The organism is Streptomyces cinerochromogenes (assembly GCF_014648635.1).
GTDB classification, from domain to species: Bacteria; Actinomycetota; Actinomycetes; order Streptomycetales; family Streptomycetaceae; genus Streptomyces; species Streptomyces cinerochromogenes.
Genome location: NZ_BMRM01000003.1, coordinates 111,053 through 126,469 on the forward strand (window position 1 = coordinate 111,053; position 15,417 = coordinate 126,469).

The window sequence follows — 15,417 nt, forward strand, 5'->3', positions numbered from 1 at the left end:
CCACCGCGCCCCGAAACGGAGGACCACCGGATGAGCACCGCTGAACCGTCGCCCACGGACACCGGCCACCACCGCCTGCGACACCTCAGGGAACGGATGGCCGAACACCACCGCCGCGCCCGCGACGAGCGCGAGGAGTCCTCGCTCGACGACGCGATCGACGCGGCCGCCTTCGACCTGGCGGCCGACATCGCCCACCCCGTCCCCGGCGGCCCGGAGCCCGGCTACGACGTCGGCACGGACCTCGGCGTCGACCCGCTCCCGCCGCGGCGGGGGCACGCGAGCAGACGGAGACCGGACGGTCTCACCTGACGGCTCCGCCGGTCACCCCGGCGGTGACATGGCGCTGGGCGAGGACGAGCAGCACGGACGCGGGGAGGGACGCCAGGACCGCGGTGGCCATGAGGGCGTTCCACTGGTTCGTGTGGGCGCCGATGTACTCGTAGATGCCGACGGTGACCGGCCGGACCGTGTCCGTGGTGTTCAGGGTGACGGCGAAGAGGAAGTCGCTCCAGGAGAAGAGGAAGGTGAAGAGGCCCGCGGTGATCAGCGCGTTGCGGCTCACCGGGAGCACCACGGACCACAGGACGCGCAGCCTCCCGGCGCCGTCCACGCGGGCGGCCTCGACGATCTCCCGGGGAACGCCCCGCAGGAACGCGTGCAGGAGGAGGATCGAGAAGGGCACCCCGGCGGTCGAGTCGGCGAGGACCAGTCCGAGCCGGGAGTTCAGCAGGCCGAGGTCGGTGTAGGCGCCGTACAGCGCGTTGGCCACGACGATGCCCGGCACCATCTGGGTGACCAGGACGCCGAACAGCATCAGCCGGGTGCCCCGGAGACGGAACTGGGCCAGCGCGTAGGCCGCCGGCGCGGCGAGGGCGAGGCTCAGCACCACACTGCCGAGGGCCACGACGAGGCTGGTGACGAGGTTGCGCCCCTGGTCGTGCAGGGCGGTGGCGTAGCCGCCGAAGTCCGGGTGGCGGGGGAACCAGCCCGCCCGCAGGAGGTTGCCCGCCGGTTGCAGGGAGGCGTTCACCATCCAGTACACCGGGAACAGCATCACCGCGAGCAGGACGATCCCCACCAGGGTGGACAGCCGGTCGGGTGCGGGTGGGCGTTTCACCGGACCACCCCTCGGGAGTCCAGGGCGCGACGGCCGGCGCGCAGGTGGACGAGGGCGAGGACGAGCGAGAGGAGGATGAGGACGTTGCCGAGGGCGGCGCCGCGTCCGAAGTCGAACTGCTGGAAGGAGAGTGCGTAGGACCGGGTGGCGAGAGTCTGTGTCGCGTCGGCCGGTCCGCCGCCCGTCACCACCAGGATGATGTCGAGCACCTTGACCGTGTAGACCACGCCGAGCACCAGCACCACACCGGCCACGGGTCGCAGCAGCGGCCAGGTGACGTGACGGAACGACGCCACCGGGCCGGCGCCGTCCAGCTTCGCCGCCTCGTACAGGTGGGCGGGGACGGCCTGGAGACCGCCGTACAGGATCGCGGTGTTGAAGGGGATGCCCACCCAGATGTTGACGAGGATCACCGACACGAGCGCCTCCGAGGTGCCGGTCAGCCACGGGACGCCGGAGGACACCACGTGGAGGTCGCGCAGCGCGCGGTCGACCACGCCGGTGTCGGTGTCGAGCATCCACCTCCAGGTCGTTCCGGAGACGACCAGGGGCAGCAGCCAGGGCAGCAGCAGGAGCGACCGCAGGACGCCGTTCAGCGGGAACCTGCGCTGGAAGAACAGGGCGAGGGCGAGCCCGATCACGAACTGCCCGACGAGCGAACCGACCGTGAACAGCACCGTGGTGAGCACGGCCTCCCGGAACAGGTCCGAGGGCAGGACCTCCGCGTAGTTCCGCAGGCCCGCGAAGGGCGCCTCACCGGTGTAGAACGTCGAGGCCGAGTACTGCCGGAAGCTCATCACGACGTTCTCGACCAGCGGGTAGCCGAAGAACAGCAGCAGGTAGGCCAGGGCGGGCAGGAGGAACAGCCACCGGGTGACGCGCTCCGGAAGCCGGGGCCGTCTCAGGGACCCGGCCCGCCTCATGGGACCGGCCGGCCTCACGGCTCCGGCCGGCTGCACGGCTCCGGTCGGCTCCATGGGTCCGGTCGGCTGCACGGTTCCGCTCGGCTTGACGGCTTTGGCCGGCTTCCCGGCTCCGGCCCGCTTCGCCGGGCGGACCGGGGGCCGGTCAGGAGCCGGTCGCGATCCGCTGCGCATGCCTGAGCGCTTCCCGCGGCGTCTGCTCACCCGTCAGCGCGGCCTGCACGGCGGTGTAGATCCCGGTCGCCGCCCGGGGCCACTTGACGCCGAGCCGGCCGGTGCGGGCCCGGGCCCGCTCCACGCTCCGCACGAAGGCGGCCATCGACGGGACCTCGCGGGCGTACCGGGACGCGACCGCGGTACGGGAGGGCACGGTGTGGTACTGCCGGGCCAGGGCGAGCATGCTGCGGGAGTCGTTCAGGCAGGCCAGCACCTGGGCCGCCTTCTTCTGCCGGGCCTTGGACGAGTTCTGCGGGACCGTCCACACCTCGCCGCCCAGCGGGGTGACGACGGTCTGCCCGGCCTCGCGGACGGGCAGCGGGGCGACGCCCCAGTGAAGTGTCGCGGCCTTGTCCAGTTCGGAGATCCGCCAGGGGCCGTTGACCATCATGGCCGTCCTGCCGGCGACGAACTGGTCGTGGACGTCGGCCTGCGTCCAGTTCAGCACCGACTGCGACATGGATCCGCTCCTGACCAGGTCGACCCAGAGCTGGAGGGCCTGGGCGGCCTGCGGGGCGTCCAGCCGGGTCTCGTCCCCGCCGTTGGACCACAGGAAGGGCAGGAACTGCCAGGTTCCCTCGAAGGTGGCGTTGGCGTCCACCGCCATGCCGTAGCGCCCCGGGCGGGTCAGCTCGGCCGCCGCCTTCTTCAGCTCGGCCCAGGTCCTGGGCACGGCGACACCGGCCTCCGCCAGCATGTCCTTGTTGTAGAAGAGGGCGACCGTGCTGACCGTGGGCGCCAGTCCGTACACCTTGCCCCGGTAGGTGCCCGCCGACCGGATGCCCTCGGCGTAGCCGCCGGCGTCGACGCCGTACGCGTCCAGCGGGGTCAGCGCACCGGTCTGCGCGATCTGCTGGAGGTCGGGGTTGTCGAGCATCAGCAGGTCGGGCAGGGTCCGCGAGGACGCCTGCCGCAGCACCTGCGGGACGAGCGAGGCCCCCGGCACGCTCCGGTGCTCGACGGTGACGCCGGCACGCTTGCCGCAGGCGGTCAGCCGCGCACCCCACTGGGCGTGCTCCGCGGTGTCGGTGTAGTAGTCGAGAGCGGTGATCGAGGTCACCTTGCCGTCGGCGGACGCGGAGCCGGTGCCCCCGCCGCAGCCGGCGGCCGTCAGGGCCAGGGCGACGGTTCCGGCCAGAGCAGTGAACCGCCGCCTGGCCGATATGGCCGCTGAGCGCATGGTGGTGCCTTCCCGAGGGATGTCTGGTGCCGGCGACCGTGGGGTGCGGCGAGATGGTCGATACCGGCATGTTCCGGTCCCGGGCCTGGGATGCTATCGCATCCAACCGCTCGGAAGATCGTCTGTTCGAACGGCGTAGCCCCGCACACCGCCCGCCCCCGACGCCCCCCGCCCCGCTCGCCGAAGACTCCCCGCCTCGCTCACCGAAGGTTCCCCCTCGGCTCACCGCCCGCTCACCGTTCCGCGTCCGCCGCTGCCAGGATCATCGCCGCCACGGCGTCCGGCCGGGAGCGCAGCACGGCGTGCGAACCGTCGACGAGGTACTCGGTGGCCGTCATGCGCTGGGCCATGAAGCGCTGAGCGGTGGGGCTGAGCATCCGGTCGGCGGCGGCGATGGCGTACCAGGACGGCTTCGAGGCCCAGGCCGGCGGGCCCGAGCCGGCACTCAGCGCGCTCTGCGCGAGGGGGCGTTGGCTCACGGACAGGACACTGCTGACGCGGGGTGACAGATCGGCGGCGTACACCTGGAGGAAGCGTTCCCTGCGGATGTACAGCTCGCCGTCCGGCCGCACGGAAGAGGGCACGGCGACGGACTCGGTGAACACCGTGTCCGCGCCCGGCACGGGCGGGAAGCGGTTCGTGACGTCCAGCAGGCATTCGCCGGCGTCGAGACCGAACGCCGCGACGTACCCCAGGGCCACCACCTGGTCGGCGTCGGTGGCGGCGTCGGTGATGACCGCGCCGCCGTAGCCGTGCCCGACCAGCACGACGGGGGTGTCGATCTGGCGCAGCACGTTCCTGACGTACGCGGCGTCGTGCGCCAGGCCGCGCAGCGGGTTCGCCGGGGCACGCACCGGTAGTCCGGCGGTGTGCAGGTGCCGGATCACCCCCGTCCACGACGAGGCGTCGGTGAACGCCCCGTGCACGAGCACGACGGTCGGCGGCGAGGGGGTGCGTCCGGGCACGTCGGTGACCTCCGACTGGGTGGGGGGTCCCAGTCAAGCCCACCCGGGCCCGGCCGGCATCGCGTGAACGTACCAGGAACCACTCAGTCGTCGGGGAGCGCCATCACCAGGTTGGCGAGCTGCACCCGGGAGTTGACCGACAGCTTGCGGAAGGCCGACGTCAGATGCGTGTTGACGGTGTGCGGGGACACCACGAGCAACTCCGCCGCCCTGCGGTTGCTGTGGCCCTCGGCGACCAGACGCGCGACCTTCTTCTCCGAGGCGGTGAGGGCCTCCCAGCCCTCGACGGGACGCTGCCCGCCCGCCCCCCGGCGGTCACCGGCCCCGGCCGCCCGCAGACCGCGCTGCACGTAGGCCGCCGCGGCCGGCGCGCCCGACGCGGCGAACGTGGACCGGGCGTCGGCCAGAGCGGTCACCGCCTCGGCCTTGCGTCCCGCCGCCAGCAGCGCCCGTCCCAGGTCGGCGCAGGCCGCGGCCCGGACCAGCGGGCGCGGGCCCGCCCGGAGCAGCGCGACGGAGTGCTCCAGCAGGGCGAGGTCGTCGCGCACCAGTGCGCGGGCCCGCGCCGCCACACCCGTGGCGCTGGGCACCGTCGGATTGCGCACGGCGTGGGCCTCCGCCTGCGCGGCCAGGTCCTCGGCGAGTTCCCGGTCCCCGCCGCCCAGCGCCATCCGGACCGCGGAGGGCACCCAGGTGCGCAGCAGCCGCCAGCGCAGGAAGGGCCCCTGCTCCTGCACCCGCCGGATCCTGTCGACGGCGAGCCGGACGTCCCCGTCGGCCTCCGCGTGCACCGCCTCCAGGAAGCGCACCGCGGCCGTGTTGCCCGGGTTCGGCTTGGCCGCCAGTCTCCTGCGCGCCTGAGCCAAGTGCTCCCGCGCCGCCTCCCGGTCACCGCGCAGCAGGGCGATCCGGGAACGGATCACCCGGCCGTTCACCTGCTGGACGTGCACCTGCACCTCGTCCTCCAGGCGCTCCATCGTCACGAGGTCGGCCTCGGCGTCGTCGAGCCTGCCCAGCCCCAGGTGCTGCTGCCCCTGCGCCCACAGCAGCAGGACCTCCCGCGTCGCGCCGGCGCCGTCCGCCGCCCCCGCGAGCAGCCGCTCGCTGGTCGCGAAGTCGTCCAGGTGCTGGTAGGCGACGATCTCCTCGGGAGCGAACGCGGGGTCGACGGCGCTCAGCGCCGTGAAGCGCTCCCGCGCGGCGGCGTTCTCGCCCGCGTTGAGCGCGATCTCCCCGAGCGCGAACAGCGCCTGGACGTGGGCCTCCCGGTCACCGGTGGCCACGGCGGCCCGCAGCGCCTCCTCACCGGCCGCGTGCGCCGGGCCCAGGTCGTGCGCCCGGGACAGGGCCAGCGCCCGCAGGGCGGCCAGCCGCGCACCCACCTCCGGCGCGACACCCCCGAGCGCGAGGGCTCCCTCGGTCCGGCGGCGCAACTCGTCGACGAGATCCATGTTCCACAGCGTGCCGCCGAGGGCGGCCTGCAACCGGCCGACCATCTCCACGGGCGGCCGGCAGGCCAGCAGCCGGTCGCCGGTCGCCAGCGCCTCCCGGTTCCGGCCGGCCCGGGTCAGGCAGCCGATCGCCTGCTCGCCCGCCGCGAACCACGACGGCCGTGCCGTCGGCGCCAGCTCCAGGGCGCGCGTGACGAGGTCGGCCGCGAGCCCCGGGGTGACCGGCAGCACGTCGTCCGCGGCGCGCCGGAGCAGGGCGACCGCTTCCTGGTCCCCGGGCTGGGCGCCCCTGAGGATGTGCGACACCACGTCGATCGGCTGGTGGCCCGCGGCGACGAGCAGCGCCGCGGCCTCGCGGTGCAGCGCCTTGCGGGCCGAGGGCGGGATGTCCACGTACACCGCCTGGCGCAGCAGGTCGTGCCGGAAGGACAGCCGGTCGCCGTCGTCGTCCAGAAGCCCCGCGCGCACCGCCTCCTCGAGGGCCGGGATCAGCGCGACGGACGGCCGGCCGCACAGCGCGGCGGCGTCGTGGAAGCCGAAGCCTCGGCCGAGTACCGCGCCCCTCTGCAGGAAGCGCAGCGTGTCGGGGTGCAGGGAGCTGAGCCTGCCGCGTACGCCCGTCACCAGCCCCGGGGGCACCGGCTCGTCGGAGGTGTCGGCGGTCCGTAGTCCGGCGAGCATCTCGACGGCGAGGAACGGGTTCCCGCCGGCTCCCTCCAGCAGCTCGCGCACCCGCTCGTCCGCGGCGGCGCCCAGGGTGTCGTCGGCGAGCCGGCCGATGGCCACCCCGGACAGCGGCCCCAGGGACACGGTGAGCACCGGGAGATCGTCCCGTACGGCCGCGACGATCTCCTCCGCCGGCCCGTCGACGCCCTGCCGTTCGGTCAGCAGCCACAGCACCGGCGAGGTTCGCAGCCGGCCCGGCAGCTGCTGGAGGGCGAACCGGCTGAGCGGGTCGGCCCACTGCGCGTCGTCCAGGGCGATCAGCACCGGCATGCCGCCGGCCCGCTCCTCGATCGCCTCTGCCAGGCGTTCCACCAGCCGGATCCGCTGGTCGTGTCGGTGCGCGAGGTCGCCCAGCGCATCGCCGGACAGCAGCGGCCGGTCGCCGTGCAGGACGCAGGTGGCCAGCGACGAGAAGGGCACGATGTGATGCAGTTCGTCGGCCTTGCCGAGACCGACGGAGAATCCCGCCGCGGCGGCCCGGGCGACGGCCTCGGTGACCAGCGTGGTCTTGCCGATGCCCGGTTCCCCGCGGACCAGGGCGAGTGCGCCGCTTCCGCTGCGGGCCACCGAGTCGATGAGCGTATGCAACTGCCCGAGCTCGGCCTCCCGGCCGCGCAGACCGCTCCGGGACAGCGGTCCGCCTGACCCCGCCACTTGGGTCCTCCCTGTCCGCACGCGCCCGTCACGCCGGCGCCCGGAGGCCACTATGACAAAAACAGCAGCTCAGCGCATATGCGGTAGCAGTGGTGAGTGACCCAGGTCATGCCGGCGGGGCGGCACGGGCCTGCTCGGCGGAGGGCGCGGGGCTGCCGGGCGGCCGGGGGTGCGGGCCTGCCGGGCGGACGGGGTGCGGGGCTGGCGGGCGGACGGGGGCCTGCCGGGCGGAGGGTGCGGGTCATGCCAGGCTGCGTGCGGAGGAGTGGCGCCACTCGACGGGGGACACGCCGTAGGCGGCCCGGAACACCCGGCTGAAGTGGGAGGCGCTGGCGAAGCCCCAGCGGTGGGCCACCGCGGCGACGGTCAGGCTCGCCGTCTCCCGGCGGGTCAGGTCCCGGCGGCACTGCTCCAGCCGCCGCTGCTGGATCCACCGGCTGACGGTGATGTCCTCCAGCTCGAACAGCTTGTGCAGATAGCGCACGGAGATGTGGTGGGCCCGGGCGATGTGGTCCGGCGTCAGCTCGGGGTCGGCGAGGTGCCGGTCGATGTACGCCCGGATCCGCACCAGCGACATCCGGGCGGCGTCCGGGGTGTCCGCGCCGGCCCGGCCGAGCCGCTCCTCGGCCAGGGTCTGCACCAGGTCCACGACGTTGCGGGCGATCAGCTCGCCCGTCCGCTGCGGATACGTTCCCGCGGTGTCCACGAGCCGGGACAGCAGCGGGGTCAGCAGCTCGCCGAGCGCCGAGTCGGCGCCGAGCGGACACGCCGTGATCCGCCGCAGCTCCGACTCGTTCAGCCCCAGCACCTCCCGGGGCAGCACGAGGGACTTCGTCCGGAAGCGCTCCGGGAGGGTCAGCTCGACGGGCCGGGCCATGTCGTAGACGAACAGCTGCCCCGGCCGTACGTAGGACTCCCGGTCGTCCTGCGCGATGCGGGCGACCCCTCGGCTCAGCAGCTTCACCACCACGTAGTCGTCGTTGTCGCTGCCCGCGATGAGCCGCCGGGTGCGCCGGGCCCGCTGCGGATCGCCGTCCACGGTGACCGCCTGCACCGGGCCCAGCAGGGACGTGCGTATGGTGCCGCTCTCGACCTCGTCGGGAACTCCCATGTCCACGGCGCCGAAGGTCCGTGCGAGGGCCTCGCGCCAGTACTCCCGTCGCCGGTGGGTGGGGACCGTCTCGGTGGTGTAGAGGCTGCCCGTGGTGTCGGTTTCCGGTGCCAGTGACTGCGGCGACATGATCTCCACCCCTTCGGCAAAGTGCGTTTTCCAGACACACCGTGCCAGCGCGGCCGGCTCACCACATCACGTGAATCCGTGAGACCAGGAGTACTCGGCGCCGGACGCCGGGCTCGGTGTGAGGTGCCCCACGGACTCTTGGCGTGGCCGAAAGATGTCCCTAAGTTCGGTCATATGTCCGCCCAAGACGCTGTGCCCCCCGCCGAGCCGATGAACTTCGCCGTGGATCTCACCGGCCACGAGATGACCCGGCGCGCCCACGTGATGGAAGCGCTCGGCGCCGACTGGGACCCGGTCGCGGCGGTCCGCGGCGAGGAGGAGGCGTACGACCTGCTGTACTCGGGCCTCGACGAGGAACAGCAACGGATCTACGACACCCTCGTGGCGGCCGGTGTCCTCCCGCGCCGGGGGAGCGGCCGTGCTGCCGATTGACCCCCAGGCGGACATCGGGCGCCGTGCCTGGGTGACCTGCCCGCACTGCGAGGACCACCGGGACTGCTCCACCTGCCGGGAGGGCCGCAGGTGCCGGGACCACTGGCGCTACCTCCTCTCCAACACCGGCAGCCTGCTCCACCTCCAGTGCCCCTCCTGCACGCACGTCTGGGACCACGAGACCGGCTTCGGCGCCACGCGCACCGGCCCGCCCCACGGGACCGGCGGCCTCTGACGCCAGGTCCACGCGGCATGCGCCACGCCGAGCCGCCCGTACCTCCCGGTCGGCCGCGTGTGTGTGCCGGGGCCGACGTGCCGGTGCGGTGATCGTCTCCGTCGCGGGGCACCGGCCACCGGGGTCCGGTGGAACCCTGACCGGCTGCGTGACCCCGTCAGCGCGGTTCCAGCACCTGGCCGAGGCGGACGACGGCCGTGGGCGCCGCGTCCGGCGTGTCCAGCAGACCGACGTCCTGGTCCTGCAGCGCGATCACCAGGAAGGTGTCGGGCAGCACCCGGGGCAGCGCGGCCAGCAGCGCCTCGGCCGTGGGGCGGTCCAGACCGGCGACGGGTTCGTCCAGCAGCAGGACCGGCGGCCGCCGCAGTACGGCCCGCGCGATCGCGAGGCGCCGGCGCTGGCCCTGGGACAGCCGGCGTCCGACGGGACCCACCGAGGCGTCGAGCGGCAGGGCGGACAGCCCGACCACGTCCAGTACGGCCTGGAGCGCGTCGGTGCCGGCCGAGGGCGCCGCCTGGCGCAGATTGGCCGCCACCGTGTCGTCGGCCAGCCAGTCGTCGGCCTCGACCAGCGTGACCGTCTCGGCGACGGTGCGGGCCGGCGCCTCGTGCACCGGCGTGCCGTCGAGCAGCACGGCGCCGGCGGCCGCCGGCAACCGCCCGGCGAGCCGCCCGAGCAGCGTCGACTTCCCACTGCCGTTGGCACCGGTGACCAGCAGCAGCCCAGGGCCCGACAGGGTCGTGGTGAGGGTCCCGCAAGAGCCGGGCAGGGGCAGACCGACCGCTTCCAGGCCGCGGACGGGCCTGTCCGGGGAGCGGTCGGACGCCTCCCCGCGTGCCGCGACGGACGCCACGGACCGGTCGGCGCTTTCCCCCTCCCCCTTCTCCGGCTCATCCGGTATCTCCGGTATCTCCGACTCCCGTGCCAACGGCGCGAGCCGTGCGGCCGCGTCGTCGGCGCGGGTCAGGTGCTGCAGCAGGCGGGGGAGGCGTTCCAGCAGGTCCCACCCCGCGGCCAGCAGCAGCACCTCGCCCACCACCACGGCGACGGGCTGGGCCGGGGTCGTGGTCAGGGCGATGAGCAGGACGGACGCCTGGCCGAGGGCCGCGAGCAGGCGCAGTGCCAGCCGGCCCAGGCGTTCGGCCCGGGCGGCGGCCCACTCGGCGTCCTCGACGGCCGCCACGGCCTCCGTCACCGTCCGACGCGCCTGCGGTACGGCGTCCAGGCACCGCAGTTCGCTGAAGGCGGCCCGGCTGCCGAGCAGCACGGTACGGAGCGCGGCCCGGGCCTCGGCGGCGTCGGCCAGACGAGCGCGCGCACGCCGGTGCGCGCGCCGGGCACAGCCGACGCCGGCCGCCCAGACGACCAGTTCGGCCGCCCCCAGCACCGGCATCGCCCACAGCAGCAGGATCTCCACCACGCCCGCGGTGGTGACCGCCGCCACCAGCGGTGCGCAAACGGCTCCGGGCAGCCCGGCCACGGTCTCCACGTCGGTGGTGAGCCGGGTGAGCAGCGCCCCGTCGCCCTGTGCGCGAAGTTCGCGGGGCGTGAGCCGGGCGGCACCGCGGGCCAGCCGGGCCCGCAGGGCCACCTGGGCGGAGAGCAGGACCCGGTGGTTGACCAGGCGCTCCAGGTACCGCAGACCGGTACGCCCCAGGGCCAGAGCCCGCACCGCGCCCGAGGGGTACATCCACGACCAGGTGGTGTTGGCCTGGAGCGTCACCACGGCGCAGGTCGTCAGGAACCACCCGGACACGCCCAGCAGCGCGGCCCCGGCGAGTTCGCCGGCGACGGCCGGCAGCAGCCCGGCCAGCAGGGCGCGACGCGAAGCCGCCGTACGCAGCAGCGGCCAGGCGCGGCCGGGCCTCATCGGATGCTCCCCTGGTCGAGGGTGACCACCTGGTCCGCGAGGGTCAGCAGAGCGGGGCTGTGGGTGGCGAGCAGGACGGTCCGGCCGCGGGACAGGGTGCGCAGCGCGGACAGGACGCGTTGTTCGGCCCGCGGGTCGAGATGGGCGGTGGGCTCGTCCAGGCACAGCAGGGGCGCGTCCCGCAACAGCGCGCGGGCGAGGGCGAGTTGCTGCGACTGCCCGGAGGACACACCGGTGCCGCGTTCGCCCACCGGTGTGTCCAGGCCCTGGGGCAGTACGGCCAGCAGGTCGGTGAAGCCGAGGGCGGCGAGGGCGTCCAGCAGGTCGTGGTCGCTCGCGGCGGGCCGGGCCAGCAACAGGTTCTCGCGTACGGTGCCGGGCAGCAGGTGCGCCGGCTGGCCCACCCAGGCGACCCGTCCGGGGTCGGCGGGGACGGGCCGCCCGTCGAGCAGGTGCAGCGCGCGTCCGCCGTGCGGTGCGTACAGCCCGGCCGCCACGGCCAGCAGGGTCGACTTGCCCGCCCCGCTGGGACCGGTGACGGCCAGGAACCGCCCCGGCGCGAGGTCCACGCTCACCCCGTCCAGCGCGGGCGCGGGGCGGCCGGGGTGACGGACGGTGACGGCTTCCAGGCGTACCCCCGGCGGTGTCGCCGTCCGCCCGGCCGGCGGACGGACCACGGGCACGGTCTGGCCGGGCGTGTCCAGGAGCGGGGCCAGCAGGCCGGCGGCGGCGGTCGCCCGGGCCCGGGCGTGGTAGCCGGCGGCCAGTTCCCGGGCCGGTGCGAAGTAGGCGGGCACCAGGACCAGCACGAACAGGGCGTCGGACAGGCTCATGCGGTCCGGTACGACGGGCAGCCGCAGGTAGTCGAGGAGGACCAGCCCGCAGTACGTCGCCACGACGGCGAGGGTGCCGGTGATGAGCAGTTCGACCCACGCGGTCGACAGGAACGCGATCCGCAGCACCTTCCCGGTGCGCTCGGCGGCCTCCCGGTCGTGGCGGGCCAGCGCACCGGCCGCCTCGTCGTGGGCGCCGAGCCCGACCAGGGTGGGCAGTCCGCGCAGATGGTCCAGCAGCCGTGCCCGGTGGCTGCGGATGGCCGACAGCTGGGCGCGCACGGCGGTCTGCGTGCCGAGGCCGATGACCTTCAGATTGGCCGGCAGCAGCGGGGTCGCGGCCAGCACCAGCAGCGCGACGAACCAGCTGCGCCAGGCGATCGCGGCCAGCGTGAGGCCGCTGCCCAGCAGCATGGTGGCCCGCGCGGGCACGTACTCGGTGAGCCAGTCGCTCAGCTCGTCGACCTCGGCGTCCACCGCCTGGGCCGGTGCGGTGTCGTCCAGGCCGGCCGGGGCCGGGCCGTGGGCCGGCAGCGCCGCCGCGATCAGCCGGGCCCGCAGCGCCTCACGGACGGTGCGGGCACCGCGGGCGGCGGCGGTCTCACCCGCGGACAGCAGGACGGCGCGCAGCGCGACCCCGGCCGCGGTCACCAGGGCGGGTGCCACGACGGCCGGCCCGGGTGCGCCGCCCGCCGCGCCCAGGCAGCGCTGGGCCGCCCAGGCCAGCCCGCCCGCCCAGACGACCGTGCCGGCCTGGGCCGCGCCGCGCAGCAGTCCCGCGCGGCGCAGCTGCGGCCGGCCGACGGCGGCCCACTCCCGCAGCCGCTCCGGCACCGGGTTTCCGGCCTGGTCCGCGGCGAGTTCGTCCAGCAGTACGGCGGTGGCGGTGCTCACGGGGTGTGCTCCGCCTCCGGGTCCGCGCCGAAGTGCCCGGCCCGCCGGTCACGGCGGTCGCCGGCGATCCACGCGGCCAGCGCCGTGCCCGCGAGCAGGGCGACGCCGAGCGGGCCGATCCAGTCGGCCACCCCGCCGAACACGTCCTGGGACACGGCCGTCGCCAGGATGCCGGACACCACCAGCACGGTCCGGCGCAGCACGGTCCGCACGGCGCCGGACGGCGCGGCGGCGGGCGCCGGGGTGTGCGGCACGGGCCGCGGGGGCGGCAGGGCGGGCTCCGCCGGCGCGGTGTACTTCCCGCGGAAGCTGCGCCAGGCGTAGGCGTTGTAGGCCAGGACGAACGGCATGCACAGTCCCACCCCGAGCACCAGGAAGAGCTGGGAGGAGTGCGGACTGGCCACCTGGTGGACGGTCGAGGCGGGCGGTACGACGACCGGGGCGGTGAGCGCCGCCAGGGCGAGCAGCCCGGACGCGGTCAACGTGGCCACGGCGGCGAACGGCCGCCAGTCGGGAGCGCGGCCGAAACCGGACCAGGCGACGGCGGCGGCGCCGACGGCGACGGCGACCGCGAGCCAGAACAGCACCGCACGCAGCGGCTCGTCCAGCGCTGTCGGTTGCGGGTCGGCGCCCGGCAGCAGCAGGCCGAGGGCCACCGCCAGGACCGCGGTGGCCGCGAGCAGCGACCGCCCGGTGCGGCGGGTCCGCGACCGGGACCAGCCCTCGGTCTTGTCCTGCAGCCAGGCGGCGCCGGCCAGCAGGTAGAGCACGACCAGGCCGAGCGCGCACAGCACGCCGTAGGGGCTGAGCCAGTCGAGGGCCCCGCCGGTGAAGCGGCCGCCCTCCTGCCGGGGCCCGGTGAGGACGGCGCCGAGCACGAGCCCCTGGCACACGGCCACGGCGAGGGACGCCCCGCCGAACAGCAGGGCCCAGCCGCGCCGGTAGCCGCCGGCCGCGCTGTGCATCTCCAGGCCGAGCCCGCGCAGGATGACGGCGATCAGCATGCCGATGAGCGGAAGGTAGACGGCGGGCAGCAGGACGGCGTAGGCGCCGGGCAGGCCGGCCCACAGGACGACGCCGGCCAGGATGATCCAGCTCTCGTTGGCGTCCCAGGCGGTGGCGACGATCTCGCCGTACTCGCGTCGGCGCGCGGGCCCCGCGGCCAGGCTGAGCATGCCCACCCCGAGGTCGTAGCCGTCGAGGACGACGTACATGCCGAGGGAGAACAGGACCAGGGCGTAACTGGCGTACTCAAGCAACGAGGGCCTCCGGGACGTCGGGCGCGGCGGGTCCGGTGGGCAGTGCCTCGGGGCCGGCCTTGACCGTGCGGACGATGTAGCGGGCCCAGACGGCCAGCAGGGTGACGTAGAGCAGGACGAAGCCGGCCAGGCTCGCGGCGACCTCGAAGGTGCTGAGGTGGGAGACCGCGTCGGCGGTGCGGAGCTGGCCGTAGACCACCCAGGGCTGGCGGCCGGTCTCGGCGACGATCCAGCCGCCGGTGATGGCGATGATCCCGGCCGGGGTCATCCACACCATCCAGCGCAGGAAGCGCGGCGAGTCGAACAGGCGCCGGCGCAGGCGCAGGACCACGCCGGCGAAGGCCGTGGCGAACATCAGCAGTGCGGTGAAGTACATGGCGCGGAAGCCGTAGAACGTGGTCCACATGTTGGGGCGTTCGTCGGGCGGGGTCTGGAGCAGTCCGGGTGTCGTCGTCTTCCCGCTGAGGTCCTGGGCGATGACGGAGCCGAGGTGGGGGATCTCGACGTGCAGCCGGTTCTCGCCCCGGCCGGTGTCGGGGACGACGAGCAGGTTGTACCCGTTGTTGTCGCTCTTCCAGTTGCCCTCGAACGCCTCCAGCTTGGGCAGCTGGTGCTGCCCCATGAAGACCGCCGTGCCGTCTCCGACGTAGAGCTGGACGGGCATCAGCACCCCGAGCACGCCGAGGGCGAGGGACAGGCAGCGGCGGGCCATGGGCTGGGCGGCGGCGCGGTTCTTGACGAGGTACCAGGCGGAGATCCCGCCCACGAACCAGGCGGCGCTGATCAGCACGGCGAGCAGCATGTGCGGGAAGCGGTGCGCGAAGGCGGGGTTGAGCAGGATGCTCGCCCAGTCCTCGGCGTGGAACTGGCCGTCCGCCTTCCGGTAGCCGACCGGGTCCTGCATCCAGCTGTTGGCCGACAGGATCCAGGTGGTGGACAGCAGCGTGCCGAAGGCCACCATCCAGCAGGCCAGGGCCATGGTGCGCGGGCGGATGCGCCCGTCGCCGTAGAGCATCAGGCCGATGAACCCGGCCTCCAGGAAGAAGGCCGTGATCACCTCCATGCCGATGGTGACCCCGATCACCGGTCCGACCGCGTGCGCGTAGACGCCCCAGTTGAGGCCGAACTCGAAGGTCATCACCGTGCCGGCGACGACGCCGAGGCCGAAGCCGACGGCGAAGATCTTCTTCCAGAACCGGAAGATCTGCAGGTAGAGCGGATTCCCCGTGCGTGCGTACACCGTGTACACGACGGCGAGGAGCACGGAGAGCCCGACGGTGAGCGCGGGGAAGGTCATGTGGAAGACCGCGGTGATCGCGAACTGCCAGCGGGACAGTTCGACGACGGCGGGCGAGGCCATGGGTACTCCGGGGAGCGGTGGGTGACGGTCGGTCGGGCGGGCGGGGGCCCGGGCGCGTC

The 15,417-nt window shown here is 74.4% G+C and carries 13 protein-coding genes; 3 read left to right on the forward strand and 10 right to left on the reverse strand.

The features are described 5' to 3' along the window. The first annotated feature begins 30 nt into the window (after positions 1 to 30). The gene (locus tag IEZ20_RS07185) at positions 31 to 312 is read left to right on the forward strand and encodes a hypothetical protein (protein ID WP_189295583.1); all 282 of its coding nucleotides are present in this window, start codon (positions 31 to 33) and stop codon (positions 310 to 312) included. On the opposite strand, the gene IEZ20_RS07190 is transcribed toward IEZ20_RS07185, so the two are convergent. The 6 genes from IEZ20_RS07190 to IEZ20_RS07215 all read right to left on the reverse strand — a co-directional run bounded on the left by IEZ20_RS07190 (position 305) and on the right by IEZ20_RS07215 (position 8,475). Then, positions 305 to 1,120, reverse strand: coding sequence for a carbohydrate ABC transporter permease (locus IEZ20_RS07190; RefSeq protein ID WP_229895928.1), 816 nt, complete (start codon positions 1,118 to 1,120; stop codon positions 305 to 307). The genes IEZ20_RS07185 and IEZ20_RS07190 overlap by 8 nt on opposite strands. Further along, positions 1,117 to 2,043 carry a carbohydrate ABC transporter permease gene (locus tag IEZ20_RS07195; protein ID WP_229895929.1) on the reverse strand — a complete coding sequence of 309 codons (927 nt, stop codon included), beginning with the start codon at positions 2,041 to 2,043 and terminating at the stop codon, positions 1,117 to 1,119. The genes IEZ20_RS07190 and IEZ20_RS07195 overlap by 4 nt, the downstream gene beginning before the upstream one ends. Positions 2,044 to 2,188: 145 nt before the next feature. Further along, positions 2,189 to 3,439 carry a sugar ABC transporter substrate-binding protein gene (locus tag IEZ20_RS07200; protein WP_189295587.1) on the reverse strand — a complete coding sequence of 417 codons (1,251 nt, stop codon included), beginning with the start codon at positions 3,437 to 3,439 and terminating at the stop codon, positions 2,189 to 2,191. Between the two features lie 233 nt (positions 3,440 to 3,672). Further along, positions 3,673 to 4,404 (reverse strand): alpha/beta fold hydrolase, encoded by a 732-nt coding sequence (locus tag IEZ20_RS07205; RefSeq protein ID WP_229895930.1) that lies wholly within the window; start codon positions 4,402 to 4,404, stop codon positions 3,673 to 3,675. An 83-nt stretch (positions 4,405 to 4,487) separates the two neighbouring features. Next, on the reverse strand, positions 4,488 to 7,235 hold the full coding sequence (locus IEZ20_RS07210) for an ATP-binding protein (RefSeq protein WP_189295589.1): 2,748 nt from the start codon (positions 7,233 to 7,235) through the stop codon (positions 4,488 to 4,490). A gap of 241 nt (positions 7,236 to 7,476) precedes the next feature. Further along, positions 7,477 to 8,475, reverse strand: coding sequence for an AraC-like ligand-binding domain-containing protein (locus tag IEZ20_RS07215; protein WP_189295590.1), 999 nt, complete (start codon positions 8,473 to 8,475; stop codon positions 7,477 to 7,479). A gap of 174 nt (positions 8,476 to 8,649) precedes the next feature. On the opposite strand from IEZ20_RS07215, the gene IEZ20_RS07220 reads away from it, so the two are divergent. Both IEZ20_RS07220 and IEZ20_RS07225 read left to right on the forward strand, forming a co-directional pair. Beyond that, positions 8,650 to 8,907, forward strand: a complete 258-nt coding sequence (locus IEZ20_RS07220; protein WP_189295592.1) for a DUF6400 family protein — start codon at positions 8,650 to 8,652, stop codon at positions 8,905 to 8,907. After that, complete coding sequence (locus IEZ20_RS07225; RefSeq protein ID WP_189295594.1) at positions 8,894 to 9,142, forward strand: hypothetical protein; 249 nt, start codon at positions 8,894 to 8,896, stop codon at positions 9,140 to 9,142. Before IEZ20_RS07220 ends, IEZ20_RS07225 begins: the two co-directional genes overlap by 14 nt. Positions 9,143 to 9,299: 157 nt before the next feature. Here the strand turns inward: IEZ20_RS07225 and IEZ20_RS07230 are convergent, their stop codons facing one another. The 4 genes from IEZ20_RS07230 to IEZ20_RS07245 are packed head-to-tail and all read right to left on the reverse strand — an operon-like array spanning position 9,300 to position 15,358. Then, entirely contained in the window at positions 9,300 to 11,012 is a 1,713-nt protein-coding gene (locus IEZ20_RS07230) for an ATP-binding cassette domain-containing protein (protein ID WP_189295596.1), read from the reverse strand. After that, a complete protein-coding gene (locus IEZ20_RS07235) occupies positions 11,009 to 12,739 on the reverse strand; it encodes an ABC transporter ATP-binding protein/permease (protein ID WP_189295598.1) in 1,731 nt (576 codons plus the stop codon). Before IEZ20_RS07235 ends, IEZ20_RS07230 begins: the two co-directional genes overlap by 4 nt. After that, positions 12,736 to 13,998 carry a cytochrome d ubiquinol oxidase subunit II gene (locus IEZ20_RS07240; protein WP_189295600.1) on the reverse strand — a complete coding sequence of 421 codons (1,263 nt, stop codon included), beginning with the start codon at positions 13,996 to 13,998 and terminating at the stop codon, positions 12,736 to 12,738. The genes IEZ20_RS07235 and IEZ20_RS07240 overlap by 4 nt, the downstream gene beginning before the upstream one ends. Beyond that, the gene (locus IEZ20_RS07245; RefSeq protein ID WP_189295602.1) at positions 13,991 to 15,358 is read right to left on the reverse strand and encodes a cytochrome ubiquinol oxidase subunit I; all 1,368 of its coding nucleotides are present in this window, start codon (positions 15,356 to 15,358) and stop codon (positions 13,991 to 13,993) included. The genes IEZ20_RS07240 and IEZ20_RS07245 overlap by 8 nt, the downstream gene beginning before the upstream one ends. Positions 15,359 to 15,417 lie beyond the last annotated feature (59 nt).